Genomic DNA, 25341 nt, shown 5'->3' with positions numbered 1-25341 from the left:
CGTCGTTCCGGGGCGCGCGAAGCGCGAACCCGGAACCTCGAGATTCCGGGTCTGGTGCTTCGCACCATCCCGGAATGACGGAGAGCAAACCAGGAGAACCGACATGGCAAAATCACTGCAGGATAAAGTCATCATCGTCACCGGCGCGGGGCGCGGCATCGGCCGCGAAATCGCGCTGCTCTGCGCGGCGGAAGGCGCCAAGGTCGTGGTCAACGATCCCGGCGGCGCCGCCGATGGCGCCGGCACGAGTGCCGCGCCCGCCGAGGAGGTGGTCGAGGAGATCAAGAAGCGCGGCGGCACCGCGGTCGCCAATTTCGAGTCGGTGGCGGAAGCCATTCCCGCCAGCAAGATCGTGAAGACCGCGACCGATCATTTCGGCCGGCTCGACGGCGTCGTCAACAATGCCGGCATCCTGCGTGACATGATCTTCCACAAGATGAGCGTGGAAGCGTTCGAGGCCGTCATCAAGGTGCATCTGATGGGCTCGTTCTATGTCAGCCACGCCGCGGCGCGGATCTATCGCGAGCAGGAGTCGGGCTCGTTCGTGCACTTCACCTCGACCTCCGGCCTGATCGGCAATTACGGCCAGGCCAACTACGCCGCCGCCAAGCTCGGCATCGTCGGCCTGTCGAAATCGATTGCGCTCGACATGGGCCGCTTCAACGTGCGCTCGAACTGCGTGTCGCCGTTCGCCTGGACCCGCATGATCGGCACCATCCCGACCGAGACCGACGCCGAGAAGGCGCGCGTCGAGAAGATCAAGCAGATGGGCCCGGAGAAGATCGCGCCGGTCTGCGCCTATCTGCTCTCGGACGCGGCCAAGGACGTCACCGGACAGATCTTCGGCGTGCGCATGAACGAGATCTTCCTGTTCGGCCAGCATCGTCCGGTGCGCTCGGTGCATCGCGGCGAAGGCTGGACGCCCGAGACCATTGCCGAACACGGCATGCCGGCGCTGAAGGGATCGTTCGCCAAGCTCGACCGCTCGGCCGACGTCTTCACCTGGGATCCGATCTGAACTTGATCTGATCCTCCGATCTGATCTGACAGATTTATGAACTAGTCGCCTCCGCGAAACAGCGGGGGCGACACACTCTTTGGTTGTTTCATCATGGCGTGCCCGCATTGTGCCAGAATTGCGGGGGTATGATCGTCCTCCCGATAACAAAAAAGCCTGGGAGGACTTTCGTGACAAATCCAAGCAACATTCAGAAACACGAGGGCGACGGTGCGAAGGCGTTCGACCGTCGGACAATCTTGCGCGGTGCAACCGCGCTTGCTGCAACCGCGATGGCCGCATCCGATGCCGCAGCGCGCGACTTCGGCCCCAACGCGGAGCCGCAGCGCTATCCCGATCCAGACATCGTCGTGATCGACGACAAGCGCTTCAAGGCCAAGGTCGGCAACACCGCGATCAAGCGGCTCTACACCGGCTGCCTGTGGGCGGAAGGCCCGGCCTGGAACGCGCAGGGCCAGTATCTGGTCTGGAGCGATATCCCGGCCAACCGGCAGTTGCGCTATCTCGACGATGACGGCCACATCTCCGAGCAATTCCACAAGCCGTCAAACGAGGCCAACGGCTCGACCTTCGATTTCGAGGGCCGCCAGATCACCGCCGAGCGCACCCGGCTGGTGCGCTACGAGCACGACGGAACCGTCACGCCCTTGGCGGAGCAGGCCAATGGCAAGCAGCTCAACGGGCCGAACGACATGGTCGTGCATCCCAACGACAAGTCGATCTGGTTCACCGATCCCGGCTACGGCGCGATCTCGATCTATGAGGGCCAACTGGCCAACACGGGATCGAAGCAGCCCTACCAGAAGGAAGCCGTGTATCGCATCGATGCTGCGACCGGTCAGATCACCAAGGTTGCCGACGAGCCGTTCAAGCCGAACGGCATCGCCTTCAGCCACGACTACAAGAAGGTCTATGTCTGCGACACCGGCATCACGCACTATCCGAATGCCAAGAACATCGTCTGGCAGTACGACCTCAACGGCGACAAGCTCTCCAACCCGCGCACGCTGATCGACATGACGCTGGACGGCAAGTCAGGCTTCCCGGACGGCCTGCGTGTCGACATCGACGGCAATATCTGGGTCGGCGCCGGCTGGGTCGGACCGGGCTATGACGGCGTGCAGGTGTTTGCGCCCGACGGCCAGCGGATCGGCCAGATCCTGCTGCCGGAGACCTGCGCCAACCTCACCTTCGGCGGCAAGAAGCGCAACCGCCTGTTCATGACGGCAAGCCAGTCGCTCTACGCGGTCTATGTCGAGACGAAGGGCGCGCACAACTGCTGATCTAACCGTCGTCCCGGCGAAGGCCGGGACCCATTACCACTGCAGTTGGTTGTTGAAGAAAGCTGGGGCCCACATCGTTCACGACACTCCCGGTCGTGGTTATGGGTCCCGGCCTTCGCCGGGACGACAGCGTAGCTAGCCGCTATTCCTCAGCCCCGCCGAAATCCCGTTGATCGTGATCTGAATCCCGCGCAGCACCTGCTCGTCCGGGTTCTGCGCGCGATACTCCTTCAGCAATTCCACCTGCACGTGATTGAGCGGATCCATGTAAGGGAAGCGGTTGCGGATGCCGCGCTCCAGCAGCGGATTGCCCTGCAGCAGCCGGTCGTGCCCCATGATGTCGAGCAGCGTCTCGATCGACAGGTGCCATTCGCGGCGGATCTGGCCGAAAATCTTCTCGCGCAACGCGACGTCAGGCACCAGCTCGGCATAGCGCGAGGCGATCGCGATCGAGCTCTTCGCCAGCACCATATCCATGTTGGAGAGCAGCGTGCGGAAGAACGGCCATTCCCGATAGAGCTCCTGCAGGAACGCCATGCCCTGCTCCGGATGCTCTGATATCCAGCTCTCGACCGCGCTGCCGAAACCATACCATCCCGGCAACATCAGCCGGCATTGCGCCCAGGAGAACACCCACGGAATGGCGCGCAGGTCCTCGATCTCGCGGGTCTTCTTGCGCGAGGCCGGGCGGCTGCCGATGTTCAGCGTCGCGATCTCGTTGATGACGGTCGAGCCCCAGAAATAATCGGCGAAGCCTTCGGTCTCATAGACAAGGCCGCGATAGGCCTTGAAGGCGAGCGCGGAAATCTCCTCCATCGCCTTGAGATATTCGGGGCGCGGCGCGCTCTGCCGAGGCTGCAGCAGACTGGTTTCCAGCGTTGCAGCCGCGAGGATCTCCAGATTGCTGCGGCCGACCTCGGCATTGGAGTATTTCGACGAGATGATCTCGCCCTGCTCCGTGATGCGGATCTGGCCGTTCACGGCGCCGCCGGGCTGCGCGATGATCGCGTCATAGCTCGGGCCGCCGCCGCGGCCGACCGAACCGCCGCGGCCGTGGAACAGCCGCAAGCGCACGCCGTGGCGCTCGAACACCTCGACGAGGCCGATCTCGGCCTTGTAGAGTTCCCAACCCGAGGTGACGAAGCCGCCATCCTTGTTGCTGTCGGAATAGCCGAGCATCACCTCCTGCACGCTGCCGAGACTGTCGACCAGCTTGCGATAGTCGTGCAGCACCAGCATGCGGTCCATGATGCCGCTGGAGGCCTGCAGATCCTCGATGGTTTCGAACAGCGGCACGATGTTGACGGCGCTGCGGCCGGACGGGTTGACGAGCCCGACCTCCTTCAGCAACACCGCGACCTCGAGCATGTCGGACATGCCCTGGCACATCGAGATGATGCATTGAGAGATCACCTCCGGGCCGAACCTGGCGTGCGCCTCGGCCGCGGCTCGGAACACGGCGAGCTCGCTCTGGGTCTCCTCGGAATATTTCACGAAGGGCGAGGCCAGCGGCCGCGCATTGCGCAGCTCGCCGAGCAGCAGGCTGACGCGGGCGTCCTCGCCGAGCGCCAGATAGGACATCCCAGGATTGGCGGTGTCGAACAGTTCGGCGATGGTGCGCTCGTGCACCGCCGAGTTCTGGCGGATGTCGAGCCGCGCCAGATGGAAGCCGAAGCAATCCACCGCCCGCCGCAACAGCCGCAGCCGGCCGCGCGCGATCACGCTGGAATTGTTCGCGATCAGCGAGCGGTTGAGCACGTCGAGATCGGCCTGGAATTCCCTGGCGCGCGCATAGGGCTCGGCCTTGCCGACCGGCGGCCGCGTGGTCTCGACCTCGAGCCGAGAGGCCGTCGCCGCAAGTCGTGCATAGATGCCCGAAACGGCCAGACGATACGGCTCGCCGCTGCGATGCGGTGAGGTGTCGGGCGAACGCTCGGCGAGGCTCCGCAGTTCGTCCGAGACATCGGCGAGATGCGCCGCCAGCGACAATTCGGCGCCAAGCGCATGCAGCTCCTCGAGGTAGAAGTTGAGCGCCTGGCTCGACTGCAGGCGCAGCGTGCCGCGCATCACCTCCGCGGTGACGAAGGGATTGCCGTCACGATCGCCGCCGATCCAGCTTCCCATCCTGAGGAAGGAAGCGAGTTCGCCGGCCTCACCGCCCTCCTTGTTCAGGCGGTCCTCCAGCGCGCAATGCAGCCGCGGCACCTCCTGCAGGAAGGTGTAGTCGTAGAACGACAGGCCGTTGGCGACCTCGTCGAGCACGGTCAATTTGGTCCGGCGCAGCAGGTTGGTCTGCCACAGCGTCACCACGGCGCGGCGCAGTTGCTCGTCGCTGGCCTCGCTTTCGTCGGGCGTCATCTGCAGCCGCTCGCGGCGGTCGAGCAGATCGGCGATCTCCATCTCGCGATCCATCGTGCTCTTGCGGCGGACCTCGGTCGGATGCGCGGTCAATACCGGGCTGACCAGTGCACTCTTGAAGAAGCTGCGCAGGTCGGCCGGGCTGATGCCGGCCTGACGGGCATGCACCAGCGTCTGTTCCAGCGTGCTCGGCCGCGGCGCCCCGCTCGGGCCGCGGCTGCGCATCTGGCGGATGTTGTTCTGGTCCTCGGCGATGTTGGCGAGGTGGGAGAAATAGCTGAAGGCGCGGACGATCCGCAGCGTCTCGGCAATCGACATGCCGTCGAGGATGCTCTCCAGCTCCCGCCGCGCCAGCTTGTCCTCGTCGCGATGGAAGCGAACCGAGGTCTGGCGGATGCGCTCGACCAGGTCGAATGCATCGGCCCCTTCCTGGTCGCGCACGGTGTCGCCGAGAACGCGCCCCAGCAGGCGGATGTCGTTCCGGAGCCGCGCATCCTCCTCCTGCGCAGTCGCTTCCAGAAGGCTGGCCTCTGCGGCACGTTTGGCGCGGATTTCCGTCTCGGGCGGCATGGTCTGGGGAGGCATTACCTGGGGAGACATGGCTCGGCTACTCCGGAGGCTGCCCGGCTCCTCCCGAGTGTGCGCTTTTTTTGCCGCAGCGCAAGATGAACTTGGTGGCGGTGCACACACACCAATGTCGTCCCGGGACCCATAACCACCGGCGGCTGCGGTCGAAGCAAGTTGGGGCTACCGCAGCGCGCAATACGGAGATTGGTGGTTATGATCCCGGGTCGCGCGGAGCCTGTCATCGGGCGGCGCTTCGCGCCGACCCGTTGGCTTGCCCGGGACGACGGGCTAGATCCTCCGCCCCGCCCGCTCCCAATAGGGATCGCGCAGCCGGCGCTTGAAGATTTTTCCGGAATCCTCGCGCGGCAGGCTGGTCTGGATCTCGATGTGCTTGGGCACCTTGTAATCGGCAAGCGCGGTCTTCAGCTGGGCGCGGACGGAGGCGATGTCGAGCGCGACGCCGGGCTGCGGCTCGACCACCGCCATCAGCGCCTCGCCGAATTCGGCATCGGGAATACCGAACACCGCGCAGTCGTGCACGCCGGGGACGGCATGCAGCACCGCCTCGATCTCGGCCGGATAGATGTTGACGCCACCCGAGATCACCATGTCGCGCTTGCGATCGCAGATGAAGACGTAGCCGTCGGCATCGATATAGCCGACGTCGCCCGAGGTAATGAATCCCTGCCGGTCGATCTCGGCGCGCTTCTCGGCCTTGTTGTGATAGGTGAAATCGGGATTGCCCTTGATCCGCGAATAGATCTCGCCGATCTGGCCCTGCGGCACCTCCTTGCCGTCGTCGCCGATGAAGCGAAGCTCGGCGCCGGGCGAGATCTTTCCGACCGTGCCGGGCTTCTTCAGCGCGTCCTCGGAATTGGCGAAGGTCACCGCGCCTGACTCGGTCGAGCCGTAGAACTCGTAGATCACCGGCCCCCACCATTCGATCATGGCGCGCTTGACATCGGGCGGACAGGGCGCGGCGGCATGGATGATATGGCGCAGCGACGACCTGTCGTACTTCCGGCGCACCTCCTCTGGCAGCTTCATCAGGCGGATGAACATCGTCGGCACCATGAAGATGGTGTCGATCCGCTCGCGCGCGATCAGCTGCAGAAACTCCTCCGCGTCGAAGCGCGGCATCAGCACCAGCGCGCCGCCGAGCTTGCCCGAGCGCAAGCCGAAGGAATTCGGCGCGGAATGGTAGAGCGGTCCGGGCAGGATCGCGCGTGCACCGGGCTTCAGGCCGTAGATCATCGCGCGCATTGCTTCCGCATTGGCGGTCTGCTCCGGCGTCGGCGCGAAGCGGCGCACGCCCTTGGGATGGCCTGTGGTGCCCGAGGTGTAGATCATGTTCTGCGGCTGCGGCACCACCGGGCCGTCATAGCGCGGGAACTGCGCCAGCCAGGCTTCGAAATCGATCGCGAAATCCGGTGTCGCCAGATGATCGGGATTGATCTTGTAGTTGGCGAGGATTTCCGGTGGCGTCGGCACGCTGAGCACGATGACGCCGGGCGGGATCGCGCCGCGCAGCGGATGCAGCATGTCGGCATGACCGATCAGGACGCGCGTGCCGGAATCCGTCAGCACGTAGTTGATCTCCTCCGGCTTGAAGTGCCAGTTGATCGGCACGCCATAGGCGCCGAGCCGCATCGCGGCATAGGCAGCCTCGATGAAGGCGATGTCGTTGCGCATCAGCATGCAGACGCTGTCGCCCGGCTTGACGCCGAGCTCGTTGAGGCCGCTGGCAATACGGTCGGCGCGCTCGGCCACTGCAGCGTGATCGCGCCGGCGACCGCCGCTGACGATGCCGAGGAAGAGCTGGGACGTTTCCATTGTCGTTGTCCGATCTTTCGTCGGGTTAAATGTCATTCCGGGGCGCGCAGAGCGCGAACCCGGAATCTCGAGATTCTCCGGTGCGCAATTGCGCACCATGGTTCGATGCTTGCGCATCCCCCGGAATGACTGCGGTCGTTACCCCGCATCCGCAAACCTTGGCGCGCGCTTCTCCAGATTGGCGCGCACGGATTCGGTCTGGTTCGGGCTGCCGAGCAATTTCTGCTGCTCGACCGATTCCGCGAGCAGCGCGGCCGCCGGGTCGACCGACAGATTGTTGAGCATGCGCTTGGCGGCACGGATCGCATCCGGGCTCTTGCCGGCGATCTCGCGCGCGACTTCGAGCGCCGCGGCGCGCGGGTCGTCGCAGACGCGGGTGGCAAGGCCGTAACTTTGGGCCTCCTGCGCCGAGAAGATGCGGCCGGTATAGGTGAGCTCGCGCAGGATGTCGTCGCGCACGAGGCTCGCCAGAATCGGCGTGCCCGCCATGTCGGGCACAAGACCCCATTTGATTTCCATGATCGACATCCGTGCATCTTGCGAGAGGAAGCGCATGTCGGCGCCGAGCGCGAGCTGGAAGCCGCCGCCGAACGCGACACCGTGAACCGCTGCGATCACCGGCACCGGAAGCTGGCGCCAGCCCCAGACCGCCTGCTGCGGGAAATTGGCCCTGCCGTGGGTGCGGACGGTGAGATCGCGCTTCTCGCCGCCCGGCACTCCGTTACCGCCATCCTTCATGGCGGCGAAACGGCCCATGTCGAGCCCGGCGCAGAACGCCCGGCCCTCGCCGGACAGCACCACCACCCGAACGGCTTTTTCCCTGGAAAGCCGGTCGGTTGCGGCGACCAATGCCTCGAACATCGCGGCGTCGAGCGCGTTCATCTTGTCCGCCCGCACCAGGCGGACATCGGCGATACCGTCCGAAATCGATATCGAAACGCGATCTTCCATTGAAATCTCCTCCGCTGTTCCTTGTTGGCGCTTTACAGAAAGGCCGTTGTCCGCTTTTAGTCAATCGACCAATTAACTGACAACCCCCGTGGAGGAAACGATGTTCTCTGATCAGCTTCTTGCCGGGCGGCGCATACTGGTAACCGGTGGTGGCACCGGCCTCGGCAAGTCCATGGCCTCGCGGTTCCTGCAGCTCGGGGCCGAGGTGCATATCTGCGGCCGCCGTAAGAGCGTCTGCGACGAAACCGCCACCGAGCTGATGGCCGAGCATGGCGGGCGCGTGGTCAGCCACGGCGTCGATATCCGCAACGCCATGGCGGTCGACGAGATGATCGAGGCGATCTGGACCACCAGCGGTCCGCTCACCGATCTCATCAACAACGCCGCCGGCAATTTCATCTCGCGCTCGGAAGAACTGTCGCCGCGCGGCTTCGATGCGGTCGCCAACATCGTAATGCACGGCACCTTCTACGTGACGCACGCGGTGGGCCGGCGCTGGATCGCCGGCGGCCATCGCGGCAACGTGGTGTCGATCACCGTGACCTGGGTGCGCAATGGCTCGCCTTACGTGGTGCCGTCGGCCATGAGCAAGTCGGCGATCCACGCCATGACCATGTCGCTTGCGATCGAATGGGGCCGTCACGGCATCCGCCTGAACACCATCGCGCCCGGCGAGATCCCGACCGAAGGCATGAGCAAGCGCATCAAGCCCGGCGACGAGGCCGGCGCGCGCACCAAGGCGATGAACCCGATGGGCCGCGTCGGCACCATGGAGGAGTTACAGAACCTCGCGGTGTTCCTGATTTCCGGCGGCTGCGACTGGATCAACGGCGAGACCATCGCCATGGACGGCGCGCAGGCGCTCGCCATGGGCGGCAATTTCTACCAACTGCGCGACTGGAGCGACGACGACTGGACCAAGGCGCGCGAGTCGATCAAGGCCCAGAACGAGAAGGACCGCGCGGCGCGGGGCTGAGGCCCGCGCTTGCTCCTCAATCACTACTGTTGTCCCTGCGAAAGTGTTCAGTCCCGTGAGTTTAGCAACGGCCTGGATCGGGGCCTGGTAGCCGAGGCATTTGAGGCGAGTCCGGTTGTAGTCGTGGACGAACTTGGCGATGAAGGCGTCGCGATCGGCATGGTCGATGAAGGTCCGCCGGGCGCTGCCGCGCTTTTGTTCGCGGCCAATGGCTTCGGCGATACGCCGGTTGAAGCGTTCGACGAGGCCGTTGGTCTGCGGGTGGTAAGGCTTGGTCAGGCGATGCTGGATGCCGCGCTGCTTGCAGAGCCGATCAAAGGGGTGGTCGCCGGAAGGCTTCCCGGGCGGCTTGTTCTTCTTGTCGACAGCGAAGCGGTCGGTGAACTCCGCGCCATTGTCGGTCAGGATGGTGTGAACCTGGTGCGGGAAGTCGGCCAGGAAGCGCTCGAGGAAGCCGGTCGCGGTGGCCCCGTCCCGCCTGGAATGGATCTCGACAAAGACGTAGCGGGTGGCGCGGTCGATGGCGACGAAGGCATAGCTGGTGCGGCGCTGCAGGGACGGCAGATACTTCACGTCGATATGGATGAAGCCGATGCTGGCGGTCTCGAAGATGCCGACCTTGGGTTTGTCAGGCTTGGCGAGCCGGCTGATGCCATTGCGCTGCAGGCAGCGGTGAATGGCGCTGCGGGACAGCTTGGCATTGATGCATCGCTGCATCACCTCGACGATGTCATCCAGCGGCAACTGCAGCGACGTCCGCAGCTCGCAAACCGCCCTTTCTTCGACAGCCGACAGGCTGGTCACCAGGTTCTTCGGCCGGTGCGAGCGATCTTCGACCGTCGTGCGGTCGCGCCAACGATAGATCGTGGTCTCGCTGACCCCCAGTTCCGTCGCCAATTCGGCAACCGACTTCCTGCTGCGCTGGATATAGGCGCGCGTCTTCGGCGTCGTCGTGGCGTTCGCGTGCAGGCTCAGTTCCATGACCCGAGGTGCTCCCTGACAAAGGCCACGCCTCGTTCTACACCGATTCCATCAAACCAATCAGCAGGGACCAAACACGAAAGCAGGGACCCAAACCACCGCTGCGCGTTGTTGAGCTCGCTGTGGCCCCAGCGTCGCGCCACATACAGATTCGTGGTTATGGGTCCCGGCCTTCGCCGGGACGACGATGTTGAAACAGCGCGGCCAATTCCTCCGTATTGTTTTTCCCGCGCGATGCCGCCACACTCCGTGCAACCAAAACAAGACGTCACGGGGGAACATGTCCGACGCGCCGAAACTGACCAACCTTGCCGACATGGTGCGCGAGCGCGCCAAGAGCCGCGGCGATGCGCTGGCCTATGAATTCGAGGGACGGCAAACCAGCTTCGCCGAGTTCGACATCAAGACCAACCGCGTCGCCAACGCGCTGATCGCGATGGGCGTCGAGAAGGGCGAGCGCATCGCCTATCTCGGCAAGAACAGCGATTTCTATTTCGAGCTGTTGATGGGCGCGATGAAGGCCGGTGTGGTGATGGCGCCGGTGAACTGGCGCCTTGCAGGCCCCGAGGTCGCCTTCATCGTCGACGACTGCAAGGCCCCCGTCCTGTTCGTCGGCCCCGAATTCATCACGCAGGCGCGCAACATCAGCGACAAGCTGCCCAGCGTCCGCACCATCATCACGACCGAGGGCGGCGCGCCGGAATGGCCCGACTTCGTCGCCTGGCGCGATGCGCAGGGCGGCGATGACCCGCGCGTTGCGATCGAGCCGAAGGACATCGCGATCCAGCTCTACACCTCGGGCACGACGGGCAAGCCGAAAGGCGCGATGCTGTCACACGCCAATTTCCTCAACCTCGTGCAAAGCGGCAACGAGGCCGAGAAGCCGGAGTGGAACCGCTGGACCACCGACGACGTCTCGCTGGTCGCGATGCCGATCTTCCACATCGGCGGCTCCGGCTGGGGCGTGATGGGCCTCTATCACGGCGCCCGCGGTGTAATCGCGCGCGAGTTCGACCCGACCAAGGTGCTCGACTTCTTCGAGCAGTCCGGCATCACAAAGCTGTTCATGGTGCCGGCGGCGATGCAGTTCGTGGTGCGGCAGCCGCGCGCGCGGCAGGTCGACTTCTCCCGCCTGAAATACATGCTCTATGGCGCCTCACCGATTCCGGCGGCGCTGCTGAAGGAGTGCATCGAGGTCTTCAAATGCGGCTTCGTGCAGATGTACGGCATGACCGAGACCACCGGCACCATCGTCGCGCTGCCGCCGGAAGACCATATCGAAGGGCTCGACCGCATGCGCTCGGCCGGCAAGGCGTTGCCCGGTATCGAGCTTGCGATCCTCGATCCGGACGGCAAGGCGCTGCCGCCGGGCGAAGTCGGCGAGATCGCCACCCGTTCCGGCTCCAACATGGTCGGCTACTGGAATCTGCCCGAGGCCACCGCGCGCACCATCGACAACGACGGCTGGCTGCGCACCGGCGATGCCGGCTACATGGACAGTGACGGCTACCTCTACATCCACGACCGCATCAAGGACATGATCATCTCCGGCGGCGAGAACATCTATCCGGCCGAGGTCGAGAGCGCGCTGTGCGACCATCCGGACGTGGCGGAAGCCGCTGTCATCGGCATCCCCGACGACAAATGGGGCGAGGCGGTGAAGGCGGTGGTGGTGATGAAGCCGGGAAAGACTGCGACCGCGGCCGACATCATCAACTTCACACGCGAGCGGATCGCCGGCTACAAGACACCGAAATCGGTCGACTTCATCCCGGCGCTGCCGCGCAACCCGTCGGGCAAGATTTTGCGGCGGAGCCTGCGTGAACCGTATTGGGCGGGCAAGGACCGGCAGGTGAATTAGCCCTCGCTGTCGTCCCGGCGAAGGCCCATAGGCGCTAAGATAGTTTGATCATAGTCTGATAGTGGCGCTTATGTCTGGGTGGCTCGCGTAGATGTCGCCGGAGAGCGTGACTGGCTCTGCAGAGTAGAGCGATTGCGGGCTGTGGAATGATCGCTTGCCGTAGCGAAGCTACGAGCTGGCGCAGCAGACGCCACGTCACTGGGTGGGTCAGGCGGCGTCGGCCAAGCGGGGAGAGTCTTCGAGTTCGTCGACGAGCGGCTCGAGCAATAGAATGATCAGCAGATGAGCGAGGATATGGGGTCTGGCGGACCGCTCGTCGGTTCCGGGAGGTCCCTTCAGGCCAATCAGGCTTTTCAGCCGCTTGAAGCCGAGCTCAATGCGCCATCGCAGCCGATAGAGGGCGAGGATATCTGCAGTCGTGAAGTCCTCTGGCCTGAGTGAGGTCACCAGGATCACCCAATCTGCGGCGTCAAGTGTTTGCCTGGAGAGCTGATGACCTCCCTTTTGTGCAGTCCGGCGCGCCTTGCGTCGCGCAGCCGCAGCAGCTTGCGCCGGCTTCTTCGCGGCAACCAGACGCACTGCGAGCGGCGGCGCACCTGACTTGCGCTTTATCCAAATCGGCCGATCGATCAGGCCACGCGCCGAGGCGTTGCGCAGTTCGGCAGTGAGGTCAACAAGATTACCTTCGGCATCGAGCCAGCGCGCGCTCTTCCAGCCGGCCCGGATCACGAAGTCCGCATCGGCATCGACGAGATGCGCCATGCGCTCCGGTTGCAGATAGGCGCGATCGGCAAGACGGATCTCACCGGCAACCGCCGGTATCCGATCCAGCGTCTCGCCCGCTCGCTGATCGGTCAGTTCGAAGTGACCAAAGCGCTCCTGCGGAAGATCGAACGCGCTATGGATACGCCACACTGCGTTCTTGTTCCTGCCGCTCGTCCCAGCCTTGGGGACCGTCGTGGCGTCAACAATACGGATCAGACGACCGCGGCTCGCCTTCGGCGCCGCGGCGGCAAGCGCCTGCTCGACCAAGATTGCCAGCCAATCTCCGCACTGACGTAAGCGATACAACAGAGCCACGTTGGAGATATCGACAAGCCCAACCGACGTGGCCCATGCCGCCGTCAACCGCAGCCCTTTCTCACCAAGGCAATAAGCCAAGATCAGGCGCAGCAAGTCGACCGCATTGCTGATCTCCCGCGGACGGACAAACGCCTTCGTCTTGCGCGCGCTAATGTTCAGAGCCTCGGCTCCGCCAAGTCGGGCGACAACGCGCGCCCAATCTTTGTTCACAAGCGATTCGTGTGCCATTCCATCTTGGAATCACAAGCGAATCCAAGGCGCAAATCCTATTTTAGCGCCTATGGGCGAAGGCCGGGACCCATAACCATCGTTGTTCATTGTCTGTCGACGCTGGGGCCACATCTCGTTCAACCAATAGCCGACTGTGGTTATGGGTCCCTGCTTTCGCAGGGACGACGGTGGAGGGAGTGTCGCACTTCACTTCTTCCCCGTCCTCTCCCGCAAGACGCGCCACCGCTCCTGCGCCTCTTTCGGCCAGACCTCTTTCCGATCGTAATACTCGGCGAACACTTTCGCGCCCGGCGGGAACGTCACCCAGGGCTGCTTCGACGAAGTGAAGATGTGCGCATCCGGCGGGCACTGGCTCGGATCGTCCAGCGTGCCGACGCGGACGAAGCGAACTGCCGGTCCTGCGCCCGGATAGTTGCTCCACACCGCGACCTTGCAGATGGGGCAGCGCGCGATCTTCTGCCCCTTGCCGCTCGCCGAGGGCGTGTCGACGATCTCGGGCTCGGCCGCGATGTGCTCAACCCGCTCGGCCTCGTACAACGCGTTGAGCGCGTGCACGGTGCCGGTCTCGCGCTGGCACCAGGTGCAGTGGCAGGCGTGCACGATCAGCGGCCTGCCGGTCAGGCGGTAGCGGACGTTTCTGCAGGTGCATCCACCTTCCATGCTCATGCCGCCTCCTCTGCGTTAGTGCTTGCCGGCTCCCATGTAGCCGAACAGGAAGCCCGCCACCTTGCGCTTCTGGATCTCCTCGCTGCCTTCCGTGATGCGATAGCGGCGGTGATGGCGGTAGATGTGCTCGAACGGCTTGTGGCGCGAATAGCCCATGCCGCCATGCACCTGCATCGCGCGGTCGGCGGCTTCGCAGCACAGACGGTTTGCCCAGAAATTGCACATCGAGACCCGGTCGGACAGCGTGTGCTCGACCTGCGCCTGGGTCAGTTGATCCATCTCCCAGGCGGTCTTGCGGATCAACAGCCGCAGCATCTCGGCCTGGGTCGCGAGCTCGACCAGCGGCCACTGGATCGCCTGGTTCTCCGCCAGCGCCTTGCCGAACGGCTTGCGCTCGCGGGCATACTTCACGCTCTCATTGATGCAGTACACCGCAGCGCCGAGCGAGCTCGCCGCCTGGCGGATGCGGTTCTCGTGCACGAAGCATTGCGCCAGCGACAGGCCGCGGCCGACCTCGCCGAACTGCGCATCCTCCGGCACGAACACATCGGTGAAGCTGACCCGCGGATGGTCGGTCGGCATGTTGAAGGTCCACATATACTCTTCGACCTTCACCCCCGCCGATTTCGCCGGCACCAGGAAGCAGCTGATGCCGCGTGCGTCGCCGTCATTGCCCGAGGTGCGGGCAAACAGCGCGCAGTGCGTGGCGACATGCATGCCTGTCGTCCACATCTTCTCGCCGTTGATGATCCAGCCCTTGACGTTGTCGCGCGTGGCCTGAACCGCTTTGGTTTCCATATGGGTGGCGTCCGAGCCGTGCTCGGGCTCGGTCAGACCGAACGTGATGCGGTACTTGCCGGTGATCGAGCCGTCGATCATCGCCTTCTGCTCGTCGGTTCCGTAGCGGTCGAGCATGGTCACGATCGGCAGATTGCCGACGATCGAGTGTTCGTTCTGCAGGTCGTTGTGCAAACCGAGACCCTTTGAGGCAAAATGTTCGCGGATCACGGCCATCCACAGGTTGGAGCCGTCCTTGCCGCCATAGCGCTTCGGGATCGCGAAGCGCAGATGGCCGGCGGCATCGGCCAGGTTCTTGGCCTTGCGCAGCAGGAGCTCCCATTCATGGCGCGGCAGGCCGCCCTTGTCGAAATCGGTGCGCGCCCATTCACGGCGATGGTCGAAGAAGCGGATGTTGTCGTCAGCCTCTTCCAGCGGCTTGATCTCGCGTTCGATGAAGCGATCGAGCTCGGCGAGATAGGCTGTCAGGTCAGCCGGCAGATTGAAATCCAAGGCGGTCTCTCCCGGAAATATTGTTGATTCTGATTTTGCGTCTAGACGCTGTCGCGCATCCGCGTTCGGATTGATTAAGGTGAGAAGCCTGTCGCCAAGTCAAGCAGGCGAGCGAGGCTTGCGCGCGCGGTCGCCTTGCGTAATTGGATGGCACGGAACGACGCGCAGGCGCTAGGATATCAGCAATATTCTTCGCCGCAGAAAATCGACGGGAGCAAACATGGATCTGAAATTCTCCAAGGTGACGCGCAAGGGTCCCATCACCATCGTGACGCTGTCGCGGCCCGAGGTCTACAACGCGCTGCATATCGACGCGCATTTCGAGCTCAACAAGGTGTTCGACGACTTCTCCGCCGATCCCGAGCAGTGGGTCGCGATCGTCACCGGCGCCGGCGACAAGGCGTTCTGCGCCGGCAACGACCTGAAATGGCAGGCCGCCGGAGGCAAGCGCGGCTGGGACAAGGGCGGCTTTGCCGGCCTCACCACCCGCTTCGACTGCGACAAGCCGATCATCGCCGCCGTCAACGGCGTCGCGATGGGCGGCGGCTTCGAGATTGCACTGGCCTGCGACCTGATCATCGCTTCCGAGAATGCGACCTTCGCCCTGCCCGAGCCGCGGGTCGGCCTCGCGGCGCTGGCCGGCGGCCTGCACCGGCTGCCGCGCCAGATCGGGCTGAAGCGCGCCATGGGCATGATCCTGACCGCGCGCCATGTCAGCGCCAAGGAAGGCCTCGAACTCGGCTTCGTCAACGAGGTGGTGCCGCAGGGCGAGGCGCTGGCAGCCGCCGAGCACTGGGCCGAGACCATCACCAAGAACTCGCCGATGTCGATCCGCGCCTCCAAGCAGGCGATCCAGAAGGGCCTTGAAGTGTCGCTGGAGCAAGCGCTGGCCGAGCAGCGCGAGTATCCGGCGGTGAAGGCGATGGCCGCCTCGCAGGACTACATCGAGGGACCGAAGGCGTTTTCGGAGAAGCGGCCGCCGAAGTGGCTGGGGCGGTAGCACGTCCCTTCTGTCATTCCGGGGCGATGCGAAGCATCGAAGCCGGAATCTCGAGATTCCGGGTCTGGTGCTGACGCACCATCCCGGAATGACGGCAATCCTGTCATGACGACGTAGGATGGGTAGAGCGTAGCGAAACCCATCGAGGCTTGGCGCGTGGTCCTGATGGGTTTCGCTTCGCTCTACCCATCCTACTTTCCGAGCTCCCGCTTGTAGGACGCGTAGTTCGGCTGGTCGACGGCGAGCTTGTCCATCGTGGTCTGCCAGAGATGCTCCGATAGCCCCGGCGTTTTCAGATCGACCTCGCCACCTGCGATCTTCCCCGACAGCACGCGGTTCAGCTCCATCAGCGTCCCGTCGGTGCCCAGCAATTGCTTCAGCCGCGCGGCCTCGGTCGCATCGCCGGCCTCGGCGAGCGCGAGCTGCCGCGTCACCAGGTCGAGCGCGTTGATGCCGACGCGCAGCTTGAAGCCGTTGTGCCCCTTGATCGCGGGCGCGATCTCGCTGCGCAGGAAGTCGGCGACGGCCTTGATCAGTTCGGTGGGTGTCGGTTCGTCCTGCATGTCACTTGCTCTCTTTCTTGCGCATGATCGATTCCGAAGACCGGTCTCCACGTTTCGGGATCATGCGCGCGGCGCCAGCAACCGCAGCAGATCGATCTCGGTCTCCGACGCGCGCCGCCCGATCATCGCGCGCTCCATCGAGTGATCCGGGCCGCTTCGGAAGCGCTGCATCATGCCGCAACACATCACGCCCCAGCGCAGCGTGCCCATCACTTCCCAGAACATCACGCGCTCGGGGTCGGCCTTGCGGCCGGCTTCCTCATAGCCCGCGAACAGATCTTCGCGCGTGCCGAAACCGCCGACCGGCTTGTCGATCTCGCCGAAGCGCCATGAGTTGACGCAGATCCATCCGAGATCCTCCATCGGATCGCCGGTATGCGCGAGCTCCCAGTCGAGCACCGCGCGCACCCCGTCGGGACCGATGATCAGATTACCGTGGCGGAAATCGCCATGCACCAGCGTCGTCTCCGACGACGGACCGGGATCGTGATCGCGCAGCCAGCGCAGCGCCAGTTCGAACACCGGCCGCGGCCAGTTGAAGCTGTGATACTCGCGGGAGAGATCCTCGATCTCCCTGGTCGCGGTCAGGCTGCGCAGCTTCGGCAGTTTGGCCTGCGGCAGGCCATGGATGCCGGCAATGACACGGCCGAGCTGGCGGGCGAGAATCGGCCGCGCGCCGGAAAATTCCTCGTCGCGCAAAATTTTCCGCGCGATGGTCTCGCCTTCGACCCGCGCCATGATGAAGCCGCGGCCAAGGCCGTCCTCCGGCCTCAAGACATGCATCACCTTCGGCGACGGCAGGCCCGCGTCATGCGCGAGCTGCATCAGCGTCGCCTCGGCATCGAGGCCGGCGGCGCGGCCCGGAGCGGCACCGTAGCCCGGCGGCGCGCGGCGCAGGATCGCGCCGACAGTGCCGTTCGGGTGCACGATGTCGAACGACCAGGTCTCCTGGCTGGCGCCGCCGGAGAGTTTTGCCGCGCCGGTGACGCCGGTTGCGCCTGGATGAAACGAGGCGACGCAGCGGGTGAGCTCGGTCTCGATCATTTGCCCTTGAACTTCGCCGGCCGCTTCTCGAGGAATGCGGTGACACCTTCCTTGAAATCCTCGGCGCTGCCGGCAAGGCGCTGCGACTCGAATTCCAGATTGAGCTGATCCTCGAGGGTATTTTCCGGGCTGTCCCAATAGAGCTTGCGGATCAGCGACAACGCCACCGTCGGGCCGTTGGCGAGATCGTGCGCGAGCTTCATGGTTTCTTCCATCAGCGCGGCGTCGTCATAGACGCGGTTGACAAGGCCCCACTCCAGCGCCTTCTCGGCCGGCAGCCGCTCGCCGAGCAGCGACAGCTCGACCGAGCGCGCCTTGCCGATCAGCCGCGGCAACAGCCAGGTCGAGCCGCAATCCGGCACCAGACCGATGCGGCGGAACGCCTGCAGGAAATAGGACGAGCGCGCGCACAGGATGAGGTCGCCCATCAGGGCGAAGCTCATGCCGGCGCCGGCGGCCGGGCCGTTCACCGCCGTCACGATCGGACAGTGCAGCTTACGCAATCGGCGCAGGAACGGATGGAACGCGGTCTCCAGCGCCGCGCCGGCATTGCTCTTGCCGGGCTTCTGCTGGTTGCGGCCCTGCAGATTGGCGCCGGTGCAGAAGGCACGGCCCGCGCCCGTGATCACCAGGCAGCGCACCTCGTCGCGCTTGTCGTCGATCGCATCGAGTGCCTCGGCAAGCCCGCCCAGCATGTCGATCGAGACCGCGTTCATGACTTCCTGGTGGTCGAGCCTGAGGATCGCGACCGATCCGTCGAAGTCGAGCGTGACGTGTTTGAACTGCATGGTTTCCTCTTCACCTTGTTTCGGCGGTGGGTACCGCGGTAGGTCGATGCTTCGACCCATATTTGATTTTTGTGCCGGGCTTGTCCATGGTCGGCGGCAAGCCCATCCGTGAACGCGTGATTAGCGCGCACCCAACCAAATGGAAACCCCAATGAGTGGCATCTTCGATCTCACCGGCCGCGTCGCTGTCATCACCGGCGGCAACGGCGGCATCGGCCTCGGCATCGCGCAGGCGCTGAACGCTGCCGGCTGCAACGTCTCGATCTGGGGCCGCAACGCGGAAAAAAACGCCAACGCCGCGGCCTCGATGAAGGCCGGCCCCGGCAAGGTCGCGACGCAATTCTGCGACGTCACCGATCCCGGCTCGGTCAAGACCGCGATGAAGGCGACGCTGGACACCTTCGGCCGCGTCGACGGCTGCTTCGCCAACGCCGGCATCGGCGGCGGCGGACGTAGAGCCTTCATCGACCGCACCGAGGAGGAATGGCGCAAGATGTTCGCGACCAATCTCGACGGCGTGTTTCACGTATTCCAGGCTGCGGCACGCCACATGACCGACCGCGCCGAGGCCGGCGACAAGTTCGGCCGGCTGGTCGCGACCTCGAGCCTCGCCTCGCTGTTCGGCACCGCGCGCAACGAGCACTATGCCGGCACCAAGGCGGCGCTGAATGCGCTGTGCCGTGCGCTCGGCGTCGAGCTCGCGCGCCACGGCGTCACCGCGAACGCGATCCTGCCGGGCTGGATCAAGAGCGACATGACCGCCGGCATCATGGCCAACGACAAGTTCGTCGCCAATGTGATGCCGCGCATCCCCCTGCGCCGCTTCGGCGAGCCGAGCGATTTCGGCGGCATCGCCGTCTACATCATGAGCAAGGCGTCGTCCTATCATACGGCGGATTGCTTTGTGATCGACGGCGGGTACACGGCGTTTTGAGTTTTCGCTACCGCCACGTCTACCGCTGTCGTCCCTGCGAAAGCAGGGACCCATAACCACAGAATGCTGTTGTTGAAGCAAGCTGGTGCCCCAGCGTCGTCACCCAATGAGCAACGGTGGTTATGGGTCCCGGGTCGCGCTGCGCTTGCCCGGGACGACAGCGAGAATGTGGCGCGAGCTTGAGTCATACATCCGCATCCTCGCGGCACCGCTGCGTCCGAGTCTTGCGTTTACTTGCCTCCTCCAAAGCAGAGGGCGCAGCGAAAGCCCGGTGCCGATCGCAGCGTCGCGCGGGGTGCGCAGTTGCGCGGCGTGGAATGACGGCCGCAGAGTGACGGACAGAACAACGCGCGACGCAGCGTCGCTTCCGTCGTGGCAAAACTGCTGCTAGCGTTTGAGCCGCAAGGGACGCAATAAGGCGGCTTTTAACAAGCAGGGAGGATATTTCAGATGTTTTCACACGTGATGGTTGGCACCAACGATCTGGACAAGGCCAAGGCGTTTTATGATGCGCTGCTTGGCACGCTCGATGTCCGGCCGGCCCGGGTTGACGGTCACCGCATCATGTACCTCACCAAGGCCGGCATTTTCATGGTGTCCAAGCCGATCAACGGCGAACCGGCGACGCACGCCAATGGCGGCACGATCGGCTTTGCCTGCTCTTCGCCGGAGCAGGTCGAGGCCTGGCACGCGGCCGGCGTCGCCAATGGCGGCAAGCCTTGCGAGGACCCGCCGGGCGTACGGGAAGGTTCTGGCGTGAAGCTCTATCTCGCCTATCTGCGCGACCTCGACGGCAACAAGATCTGCGCGATGCATCGGATGAGCTAACCGGCGTCCGCCGGACTCTTTCACGCTGTACGCGGCGGCGTTCAAACAACGTTTGAAACGCCGTCGCGAAATTCCGCGATACGGTAGAGGTGATCGGAAAATCGGTACTCGCGCTTGGCGTCGCACGCGTCTATTGTCCGCCGCGAAACGCGCCTTCGCGAGGGAGAAAAGACAGTGAAACATGCCTATGTGCCGCGCACCACGAACTACACGCTCAGTCCAGGCGACGAGCTCAATGACCTGCGCATGTCGGACAAGGTCCGCCCGCTCTACGACCATGTGAAGCAGTTCATCCGCGACACGGTCGACCCGATGTCGGTCGAGTTCTATCGCGCCGGCGAGAAGAAGACCAATCGCTGGAGCTTCACGGACGAGCAGCTCGCGATCCTGCAGAAGGCCAAGGACAAGGCCAAGGAAGTCGGCCTCTGGAACTTCTTCCTGCCCGATGCAGAAACCGGCGAAGGCCTCAACAACCTCGACTACGCCTACATCGCCGCCGAGCTCGGGAAGAGCCCGCTGGCCTCCGAGACCATGAACTGCTCGGCGCCCGACACCGGCAACATGGAGGTGCTGGAGCGCGTCGGCACCAAGGCGCAGAAGGAGAAGTGGCTGAAGCCGCTGCTCAACGGCGAGATCCGCTCGGCCTACGCGATGACCGAGCCGAACGTCGCCTCCTCAGACGCCAAGAACATCTCGACCACCGCAAAGCTCGTCGGCGACGAGTGGGTGATCAACGGCGAGAAGTATTACATCTCCGGCGCCGGCGATCCGCGTTGCAAGATCATGATCGTGATGGTGAAGACCAATCCCGACGCGGCGCCGAGCAAGCAGCAGTCGCAGATCCTGGTGCCGATCGACACCCCCGGCGTGGAGATCCTCGGGCCCATGCACGTGTTCGGCCATGACCATGCGCCGCGCGGCCACATGCATCTGCGCTTCAACAATTGCAAGGTGCCGAAGGAGAACATGCTGCTCGGCGAAGGCCGCGGCTTCGAGATCTCGCAGGTTCGCCTCGGACCGGGCCGCATCCATCACTGCATGCGCACCATCGGCAAGGCCGAGAAGGCGCTCGACATGATGGTGCAGCGTGGCCTGACCCGCGAGGCCTTCGGCAAGAAGATCGCCCATCTCGGCGGCAACATGCAGATCATCGCCCAGGCGCGTTGCGAGATCGAAGCGATGCGGCTGATGGTGCTGAAGGCGGCCAAGGCGATGGACGTGCTCGGCAACAAGGAAGCCCGCGTTTGGGTCTCGATGGTCAAGGCCATGGTGCCCGAGCGCGCCTGCAAGGTGATCGACCAGGCGATCCAGATGCACGGCGCCACCGGCATCTCGCAGTGGTCCCCGCTCGGCGAAATGTACCAGGACGTCCGCCATCTCCGCTTCGCCGACGGTCCGGACGAGGTGCACTGGATGGTGGTCGGCCGCCACGAGCTGAGCATGCCGTAGTCGCTTCTTCTCCTTCTCCCCGCTCTTGCGGGGAGAAAGCCGCGATGAGGGGCCGCCTCCGAAAGCACGGTGAGAGATAGTCTCGCGGAGAATCCCCCTCACCCGGATCGCATCTGACGATGCGATCCGACCTCTCCCCGCAGGCGGGGCGAGGTAAGGGAAGAGCGCTCCAAGGAACAAGCAAGCAAGTCTGCAAGGCGGGTTCGCGCGAGCGTAACCCGCCTTTTGCTTTGCGGTCCGCTCGCGGCGGGTTACGCTCCCCTAACCCGCCCTACGAACTTCCGGACATTCCCATGGAATATTCCCCAAGCGACCTCACCCAGCGCGAACGCTACAAGGTGCTGACCTCCTTCGTGCTGCCGCGGCCGATCGCCTGGGTGACGAGCACGAGCGCGGACGGCGTGGTCAATGCGGCGCCGTTCTCGTTCTTCAACGTGTTCTGCGAAGATCCGCCGCTCTGCATGTTTGCGGTCAATCGCCGGCCCGACGGCCGCGAGAAGGACACGTTGGTCAACATCCAGCGTCTCGGCGAATTCGTGGTCAACCTGACCGACGAGCCGCTGGCGCGCGCGATGCATGAGACCTCCGGCGACTTCCCGCCCGAGGTCGGCGAGCCTGATTATCTCGGCCTGAAGCTCGCGCCATCGAGCAAGATCGCGGTGCCCCGGCTTGCGGATGCACCGTTCGCGATGGAGTGCAAGACCTGGAAGCTGATCGACGTCAATGGCGACCGCCAGCTGATCATGGGCGAGGGCATCCATTTCCACATCCGCGACGAATTGTGGGACCGCGAGGCGATGCGCGTCCACATGGAGCGCTACCACCCGATCGGCCGCATGTTCGCCGACCGCTACTGCCGCACCGATGACCGCGTGGTGTTCCCCGCGGCCGAGGGCGCAAAGAAATAGAGGATCAGACAATGAGCGAAACATTCCGCGACAACGAAGCGCAGAGCCGGTTCGAGCTCGCCGTCGACGGCTCAACCGCTTTCGTGGTCTACCGCAAGACGCCAGACACGATCACGCTGGTTCACACCGAGGTGCCGGCGGAGCTCGGCGGCCGCGGCATCGGCTCCAAGCTCGCACGCGCCACGCTCGACGCCGTCCGAGCGCAGGGCATCAAGCTCGTCGTGAAATGCGAATTCATCCAGGGCTTCATGAAGAAGCATCCGGAGTATGACGATCTGTTGGGGTGATCGCAGGGCGGGTTGGCAAAGCTGTCATTTCGTCATGGCCGGGCTTGTCCCGGCCATGACGCGTTTCGTCACGACGCCACCGGCTCGCCGATCTTGTCCTGCGTCTTCGTTTCGAAATCGCTGGCGTCGTGGCGCTCATGGAGCTGGCTCGACGGCTCGCCCCAGGTGCGGTTGACCATGCGGCCGCGCTTCACCGCGGGCCGTGCCGCGATCGCATCGGTCCAGCGCTGCACGTTCTTGTAGTCCTGGACCGAGAGGAATTCGCCGCCGCCATAGAGCAGACCCTTGGCAAGGCTGCCGTACCACGGCCACACCGCCATGTCGGCGATGGTGTAGACATGGCCCGCGAGATATTCGTTGTCGGCGAGCCGGCGGTCGAGCACGTCAAGCTGGCGCTTCACTTCCATCGCGAAGCGGTCGATGGCGTATTCGATCTTGGTCGGCGCATAGGCGTAGAAATGCCCGAAGCCGCCGCCGAGATAGGGCGCGGCGCCCATCTGCCAGAACAGCCAGGAGAAGGTTTCGGCGCGGGTCTTGACGTCGGTCGGCAGGAACGCGCCGAATTTTTCCGCGAGGTAAACCAGGATCGAGCCCGACTCGAACACCCTGACCGGCTCCTTCCCGCTGCGGTCCATCAGCGCCGGAATCTTCGAGTTCGGATTGACCGCGACGAAGCCGCTGCCGAACTGGTTGCCGTCGATCTTGATCAGCCAGGCGTCGTATTCCGCGCCCTTGTGACCCGCCGCCAGCAGCTCTTCCAGCATCACGGTGACCTTGATGCCGTTCGGCGTCGCCAGCGAATAGAGTTGCAGCGGATGGCGGCCGACCGGCAGTTCCTTGTCGTGGGTGGGACCGGCGATCGGACGGTTGATGCTGGCGAAGCGCCCGCCGCTTTCCTTGTTCCAGGTCCAGACTTTCGGCGGCTCGTAGGCAGGAATGTCATTCACGTCGTTGGCTCCCGATTCATGTTCTTGCCAGGTGGCGCGGCGGCGCCGTGCCCATCCCCATGTCCGCACTAGATGGTGCGCGGGCTGCGCTTTGCCCACCCCGCGGATCGCATTTTCTATCCAGCGGAATGCGCTGCGAGGGATGCAGCCGGAGCAGCGCCTGCACGCAAGATCGCCGTGGCCGAAACCCGCTTGGCTTCGCGGACCGTGATGCGCTAGCGTTGCAGCGGCTGACGCCAACAAGCACAAGAAGCAGCCGCCGGGAGAGAACCAGTCCATGAAATCACCGATCTGCGACATGCTCGGGGTAGACTTCCCCCTGCTCGCTTTCAGCCATTGCCGCGACGTGGTGGCGGCGGTCAGCCGCGCCGGCGGCTTCGGCGTGCTCGGCGTGACCGCGCATTCGCCGGAGACGCTGGAGCAGGAGTTGACGTGGATCGACGCGCATGTCGACGGCAAGCCTTATGGCATCGACGTGCTGATCCCGGAAAACATCTCGACCGCGGGCGAGAAGAACGTCACCTGGAAGAGCCTCGAGGCGCGGGTCTCGCAGGAGCATCGCGACTTCACCCGCAATCTCTTGAAGAAATACGACATCGAGCTGACCAGCCGGAACGTCGCCGACAACCAGCCGCAGCCGTTCGACGCCGAGACTGCGCTGCAACTGCTCGAGGTCTCGTTCCGGCATCCGATCCGGCTGATCGCGAATGCGCTCGGCGTGCCGCCGAAGGCGATGATCGAGATGGGGCGCAAGCACGGCGTGCCGGTGGCGGCGTTGGTCGGCTCCAAGGAGCACGCGCTGCGCCAGGTCGCGGCCGGTGTCGATATCCTGGTCGCGCAGGGCACCGAGGCCGGCGGCCATTGCGGCGAGGTCTCGACCATGGTGCTGGTGCCGGAGGTGATCAAGGCGGTCAAAAAGATCCGCGACGTGCCGGTGCTCGCCGCCGGCGGCATCATGACCGGCAGCCAGATGGCGGCCTGCATGGCGATGGGCGCGGCCGGCGCCTGGACCGGCTCGGTGTGGCTGGCCACGGTGGAATCGGAGACCTCGGAGATCTTCCGCGAGAAGATGATCGCGGCCTCCTCGCGCGACGCGGTGCGCTCCAAGGGCCGCACCGGCAAGCCGGCGCGGCAGCTCCGCTCGGTCTGGACCGATGCCTGGGACCGCTCGCCGGAAAGCCCCGGCGCGCTGCCGATGCCGCTGCAAAGCATCATCAGCCGCGACGCCTTCAACGCCATCGACCGCGCCGCAGCTGGTGGTAACGAGAAGGCCCGCGATCTCGTCAGCTATTTCGTCGGCCAAGGCGTCGGCCTGATCGACAGCGTCAAATCCGCCGGCGCCGTGGTGCAGGAGTTCAAGGAAGAGTTCGTCGAAGCTGTCGAGCACATGAACGCGCTGGTGGCGGAGTGACGATCCCTCCCCGCCGTCATTGCGAGGAGCGAAGCGACGAAGCAATCCGCCTTTCCCCGTGTCGGAACATGGATTGCTTCGCTT

At 64.4% G+C, this 25341-nt stretch carries 21 protein-coding genes and 1 pseudogene; 11 read left to right on the top strand and 11 right to left on the bottom strand.

Annotated elements, in window-relative coordinates; genetic code table 11:
* Window positions 1-103 precede the first annotated feature (103 nt).
* Both ACVIHF_RS07110 and ACVIHF_RS07105 read left to right on the top strand, forming a co-directional pair.
* Entirely contained in the window at window positions 104-1018 is a 915-nt protein-coding gene (locus tag ACVIHF_RS07110; RefSeq protein ID WP_018270553.1) for an SDR family oxidoreductase, read from the top strand.
* A 170-nt stretch (window positions 1019-1188) separates the two neighbouring features.
* Complete coding sequence (locus ACVIHF_RS07105) at window positions 1189-2301, top strand: SMP-30/gluconolactonase/LRE family protein (RefSeq protein ID WP_253609613.1); 1113 nt, start codon at window positions 1189-1191, stop codon at window positions 2299-2301.
* A 135-nt stretch (window positions 2302-2436) separates the two neighbouring features.
* Here the strand turns inward: ACVIHF_RS07105 and ppc are convergent, their stop codons facing one another.
* The 3 genes from ppc to ACVIHF_RS07090 all read right to left on the bottom strand — a co-directional run bounded on the left by ppc (window position 2437) and on the right by ACVIHF_RS07090 (window position 8010).
* The gene (ppc, locus tag ACVIHF_RS07100; RefSeq protein WP_253610066.1) at window positions 2437-5244 is read right to left on the bottom strand and encodes a phosphoenolpyruvate carboxylase; all 2808 of its coding nucleotides are present in this window, start codon (window positions 5242-5244) and stop codon (window positions 2437-2439) included.
* A 270-nt stretch (window positions 5245-5514) separates the two neighbouring features.
* A complete protein-coding gene (locus ACVIHF_RS07095) occupies window positions 5515-7059 on the bottom strand; it encodes an acyl-CoA synthetase (protein WP_253609614.1) in 1545 nt (514 codons plus the stop codon).
* Window positions 7060-7197: 138 nt separating this feature from the next.
* Entirely contained in the window at window positions 7198-8010 is an 813-nt protein-coding gene (locus ACVIHF_RS07090) for a crotonase/enoyl-CoA hydratase family protein (protein ID WP_253609615.1), read from the bottom strand.
* A gap of 100 nt (window positions 8011-8110) precedes the next feature.
* Here ACVIHF_RS07090 and ACVIHF_RS07085 point away from each other — a divergent pair, with 100 nt between their 5' ends.
* Window positions 8111-8986: an SDR family oxidoreductase gene (locus ACVIHF_RS07085; protein ID WP_018270548.1), complete on the top strand. Its 876-nt coding sequence runs from the start codon at window positions 8111-8113 to the stop codon at window positions 8984-8986.
* 81 nt (window positions 8987-9067) lie between these two features.
* Here the strand turns inward: ACVIHF_RS07085 and ACVIHF_RS07080 are convergent.
* Window positions 9068-9967: pseudogene (locus ACVIHF_RS07080) on the bottom strand (IS481 family transposase); the annotation flags it as partial.
* A 280-nt stretch (window positions 9968-10247) separates the two neighbouring features.
* Between ACVIHF_RS07080 and ACVIHF_RS07075 the strand changes: the two are divergent.
* Window positions 10248-11828, top strand: a complete 1581-nt coding sequence (locus tag ACVIHF_RS07075) for a fatty acid--CoA ligase (RefSeq protein ID WP_253609616.1) — start codon at window positions 10248-10250, stop codon at window positions 11826-11828.
* A gap of 207 nt (window positions 11829-12035) precedes the next feature.
* Here ACVIHF_RS07075 and ACVIHF_RS07070 read toward each other — a convergent pair whose 3' ends face one another.
* The 3 genes from ACVIHF_RS07070 to ACVIHF_RS07060 all read right to left on the bottom strand — a co-directional run bounded on the left by ACVIHF_RS07070 (window position 12036) and on the right by ACVIHF_RS07060 (window position 15098).
* Window positions 12036-13004 (bottom strand): IS4 family transposase, encoded by a 969-nt coding sequence (locus tag ACVIHF_RS07070; protein ID WP_310885498.1) that lies wholly within the window; start codon window positions 13002-13004, stop codon window positions 12036-12038.
* A gap of 324 nt (window positions 13005-13328) precedes the next feature.
* Window positions 13329-13808, bottom strand: coding sequence for a GFA family protein (locus ACVIHF_RS07065; RefSeq protein WP_057015736.1), 480 nt, complete (start codon window positions 13806-13808; stop codon window positions 13329-13331).
* Window positions 13809-13823: 15 nt separating this feature from the next.
* Complete coding sequence (locus tag ACVIHF_RS07060; RefSeq protein ID WP_038388013.1) at window positions 13824-15098, bottom strand: acyl-CoA dehydrogenase family protein; 1275 nt, start codon at window positions 15096-15098, stop codon at window positions 13824-13826.
* A gap of 220 nt (window positions 15099-15318) precedes the next feature.
* Here ACVIHF_RS07060 and ACVIHF_RS07055 point away from each other — a divergent pair, with 220 nt between their 5' ends.
* Window positions 15319-16098, top strand: coding sequence for an enoyl-CoA hydratase-related protein (locus ACVIHF_RS07055; RefSeq protein ID WP_253609617.1), 780 nt, complete (start codon window positions 15319-15321; stop codon window positions 16096-16098).
* 191 nt (window positions 16099-16289) lie between these two features.
* Here the strand turns inward: ACVIHF_RS07055 and ACVIHF_RS07050 are convergent, their stop codons facing one another.
* From ACVIHF_RS07050 to ACVIHF_RS07040, 3 genes are read right to left on the bottom strand one after another with little or no spacing between them, the layout of a single operon-like run.
* Window positions 16290-16661 carry a DUF6285 domain-containing protein gene (locus ACVIHF_RS07050; RefSeq protein WP_229189420.1) on the bottom strand — a complete coding sequence of 124 codons (372 nt, stop codon included), beginning with the start codon at window positions 16659-16661 and terminating at the stop codon, window positions 16290-16292.
* Between the two features lie 60 nt (window positions 16662-16721).
* A complete protein-coding gene (locus ACVIHF_RS07045; protein WP_253609618.1) occupies window positions 16722-17705 on the bottom strand; it encodes a phosphotransferase family protein in 984 nt (327 codons plus the stop codon).
* Complete coding sequence (locus ACVIHF_RS07040; RefSeq protein WP_018270541.1) at window positions 17702-18493, bottom strand: enoyl-CoA hydratase/isomerase; 792 nt, start codon at window positions 18491-18493, stop codon at window positions 17702-17704. Before ACVIHF_RS07040 ends, ACVIHF_RS07045 begins: the two co-directional genes overlap by 4 nt.
* Window positions 18494-18644: 151 nt before the next feature.
* Here ACVIHF_RS07040 and ACVIHF_RS07035 point away from each other — a divergent pair, with 151 nt between their 5' ends.
* The 5 genes from ACVIHF_RS07035 (at window position 18645) to ACVIHF_RS07015 (ending at window position 22899) form a co-directional block, all read left to right on the top strand.
* Window positions 18645-19427, top strand: coding sequence for an SDR family NAD(P)-dependent oxidoreductase (locus tag ACVIHF_RS07035; protein ID WP_253609619.1), 783 nt, complete (start codon window positions 18645-18647; stop codon window positions 19425-19427).
* A 450-nt stretch (window positions 19428-19877) separates the two neighbouring features.
* A complete protein-coding gene (locus ACVIHF_RS07030) occupies window positions 19878-20255 on the top strand; it encodes a VOC family protein (protein WP_253609620.1) in 378 nt (125 codons plus the stop codon).
* 174 nt (window positions 20256-20429) lie between these two features.
* Window positions 20430-21704, top strand: coding sequence for an acyl-CoA dehydrogenase family protein (locus tag ACVIHF_RS07025; protein ID WP_076827195.1), 1275 nt, complete (start codon window positions 20430-20432; stop codon window positions 21702-21704).
* Window positions 21705-21997: 293 nt separating this feature from the next.
* Window positions 21998-22612, top strand: coding sequence for a flavin reductase family protein (locus tag ACVIHF_RS07020; protein WP_092083295.1), 615 nt, complete (start codon window positions 21998-22000; stop codon window positions 22610-22612).
* Window positions 22613-22623: 11 nt separating this feature from the next.
* A complete protein-coding gene (locus tag ACVIHF_RS07015; protein WP_069276199.1) occupies window positions 22624-22899 on the top strand; it encodes a GNAT family N-acetyltransferase in 276 nt (91 codons plus the stop codon).
* Window positions 22900-22967: 68 nt separating this feature from the next.
* On the opposite strand, the gene yghU is transcribed toward ACVIHF_RS07015, so the two are convergent.
* Window positions 22968-23846 (bottom strand): glutathione-dependent disulfide-bond oxidoreductase, encoded by an 879-nt coding sequence (gene yghU, locus ACVIHF_RS07010; protein ID WP_253609622.1) that lies wholly within the window; start codon window positions 23844-23846, stop codon window positions 22968-22970.
* Between the two features lie 277 nt (window positions 23847-24123).
* Here yghU and ACVIHF_RS07005 point away from each other — a divergent pair, with 277 nt between their 5' ends.
* The gene (locus tag ACVIHF_RS07005) at window positions 24124-25257 is read left to right on the top strand and encodes a nitronate monooxygenase (RefSeq protein WP_253609623.1); all 1134 of its coding nucleotides are present in this window, start codon (window positions 24124-24126) and stop codon (window positions 25255-25257) included.
* Window positions 25258-25341: the final 84 nt, after the last annotated feature.

The sequence above is a fragment of the Bradyrhizobium sp. USDA 4506 genome (assembly GCF_054058795.1).
The sequence above is the reverse complement of the archived record's forward strand: the minus strand, read 5'-3'. Positions and strand labels throughout refer to the sequence as shown.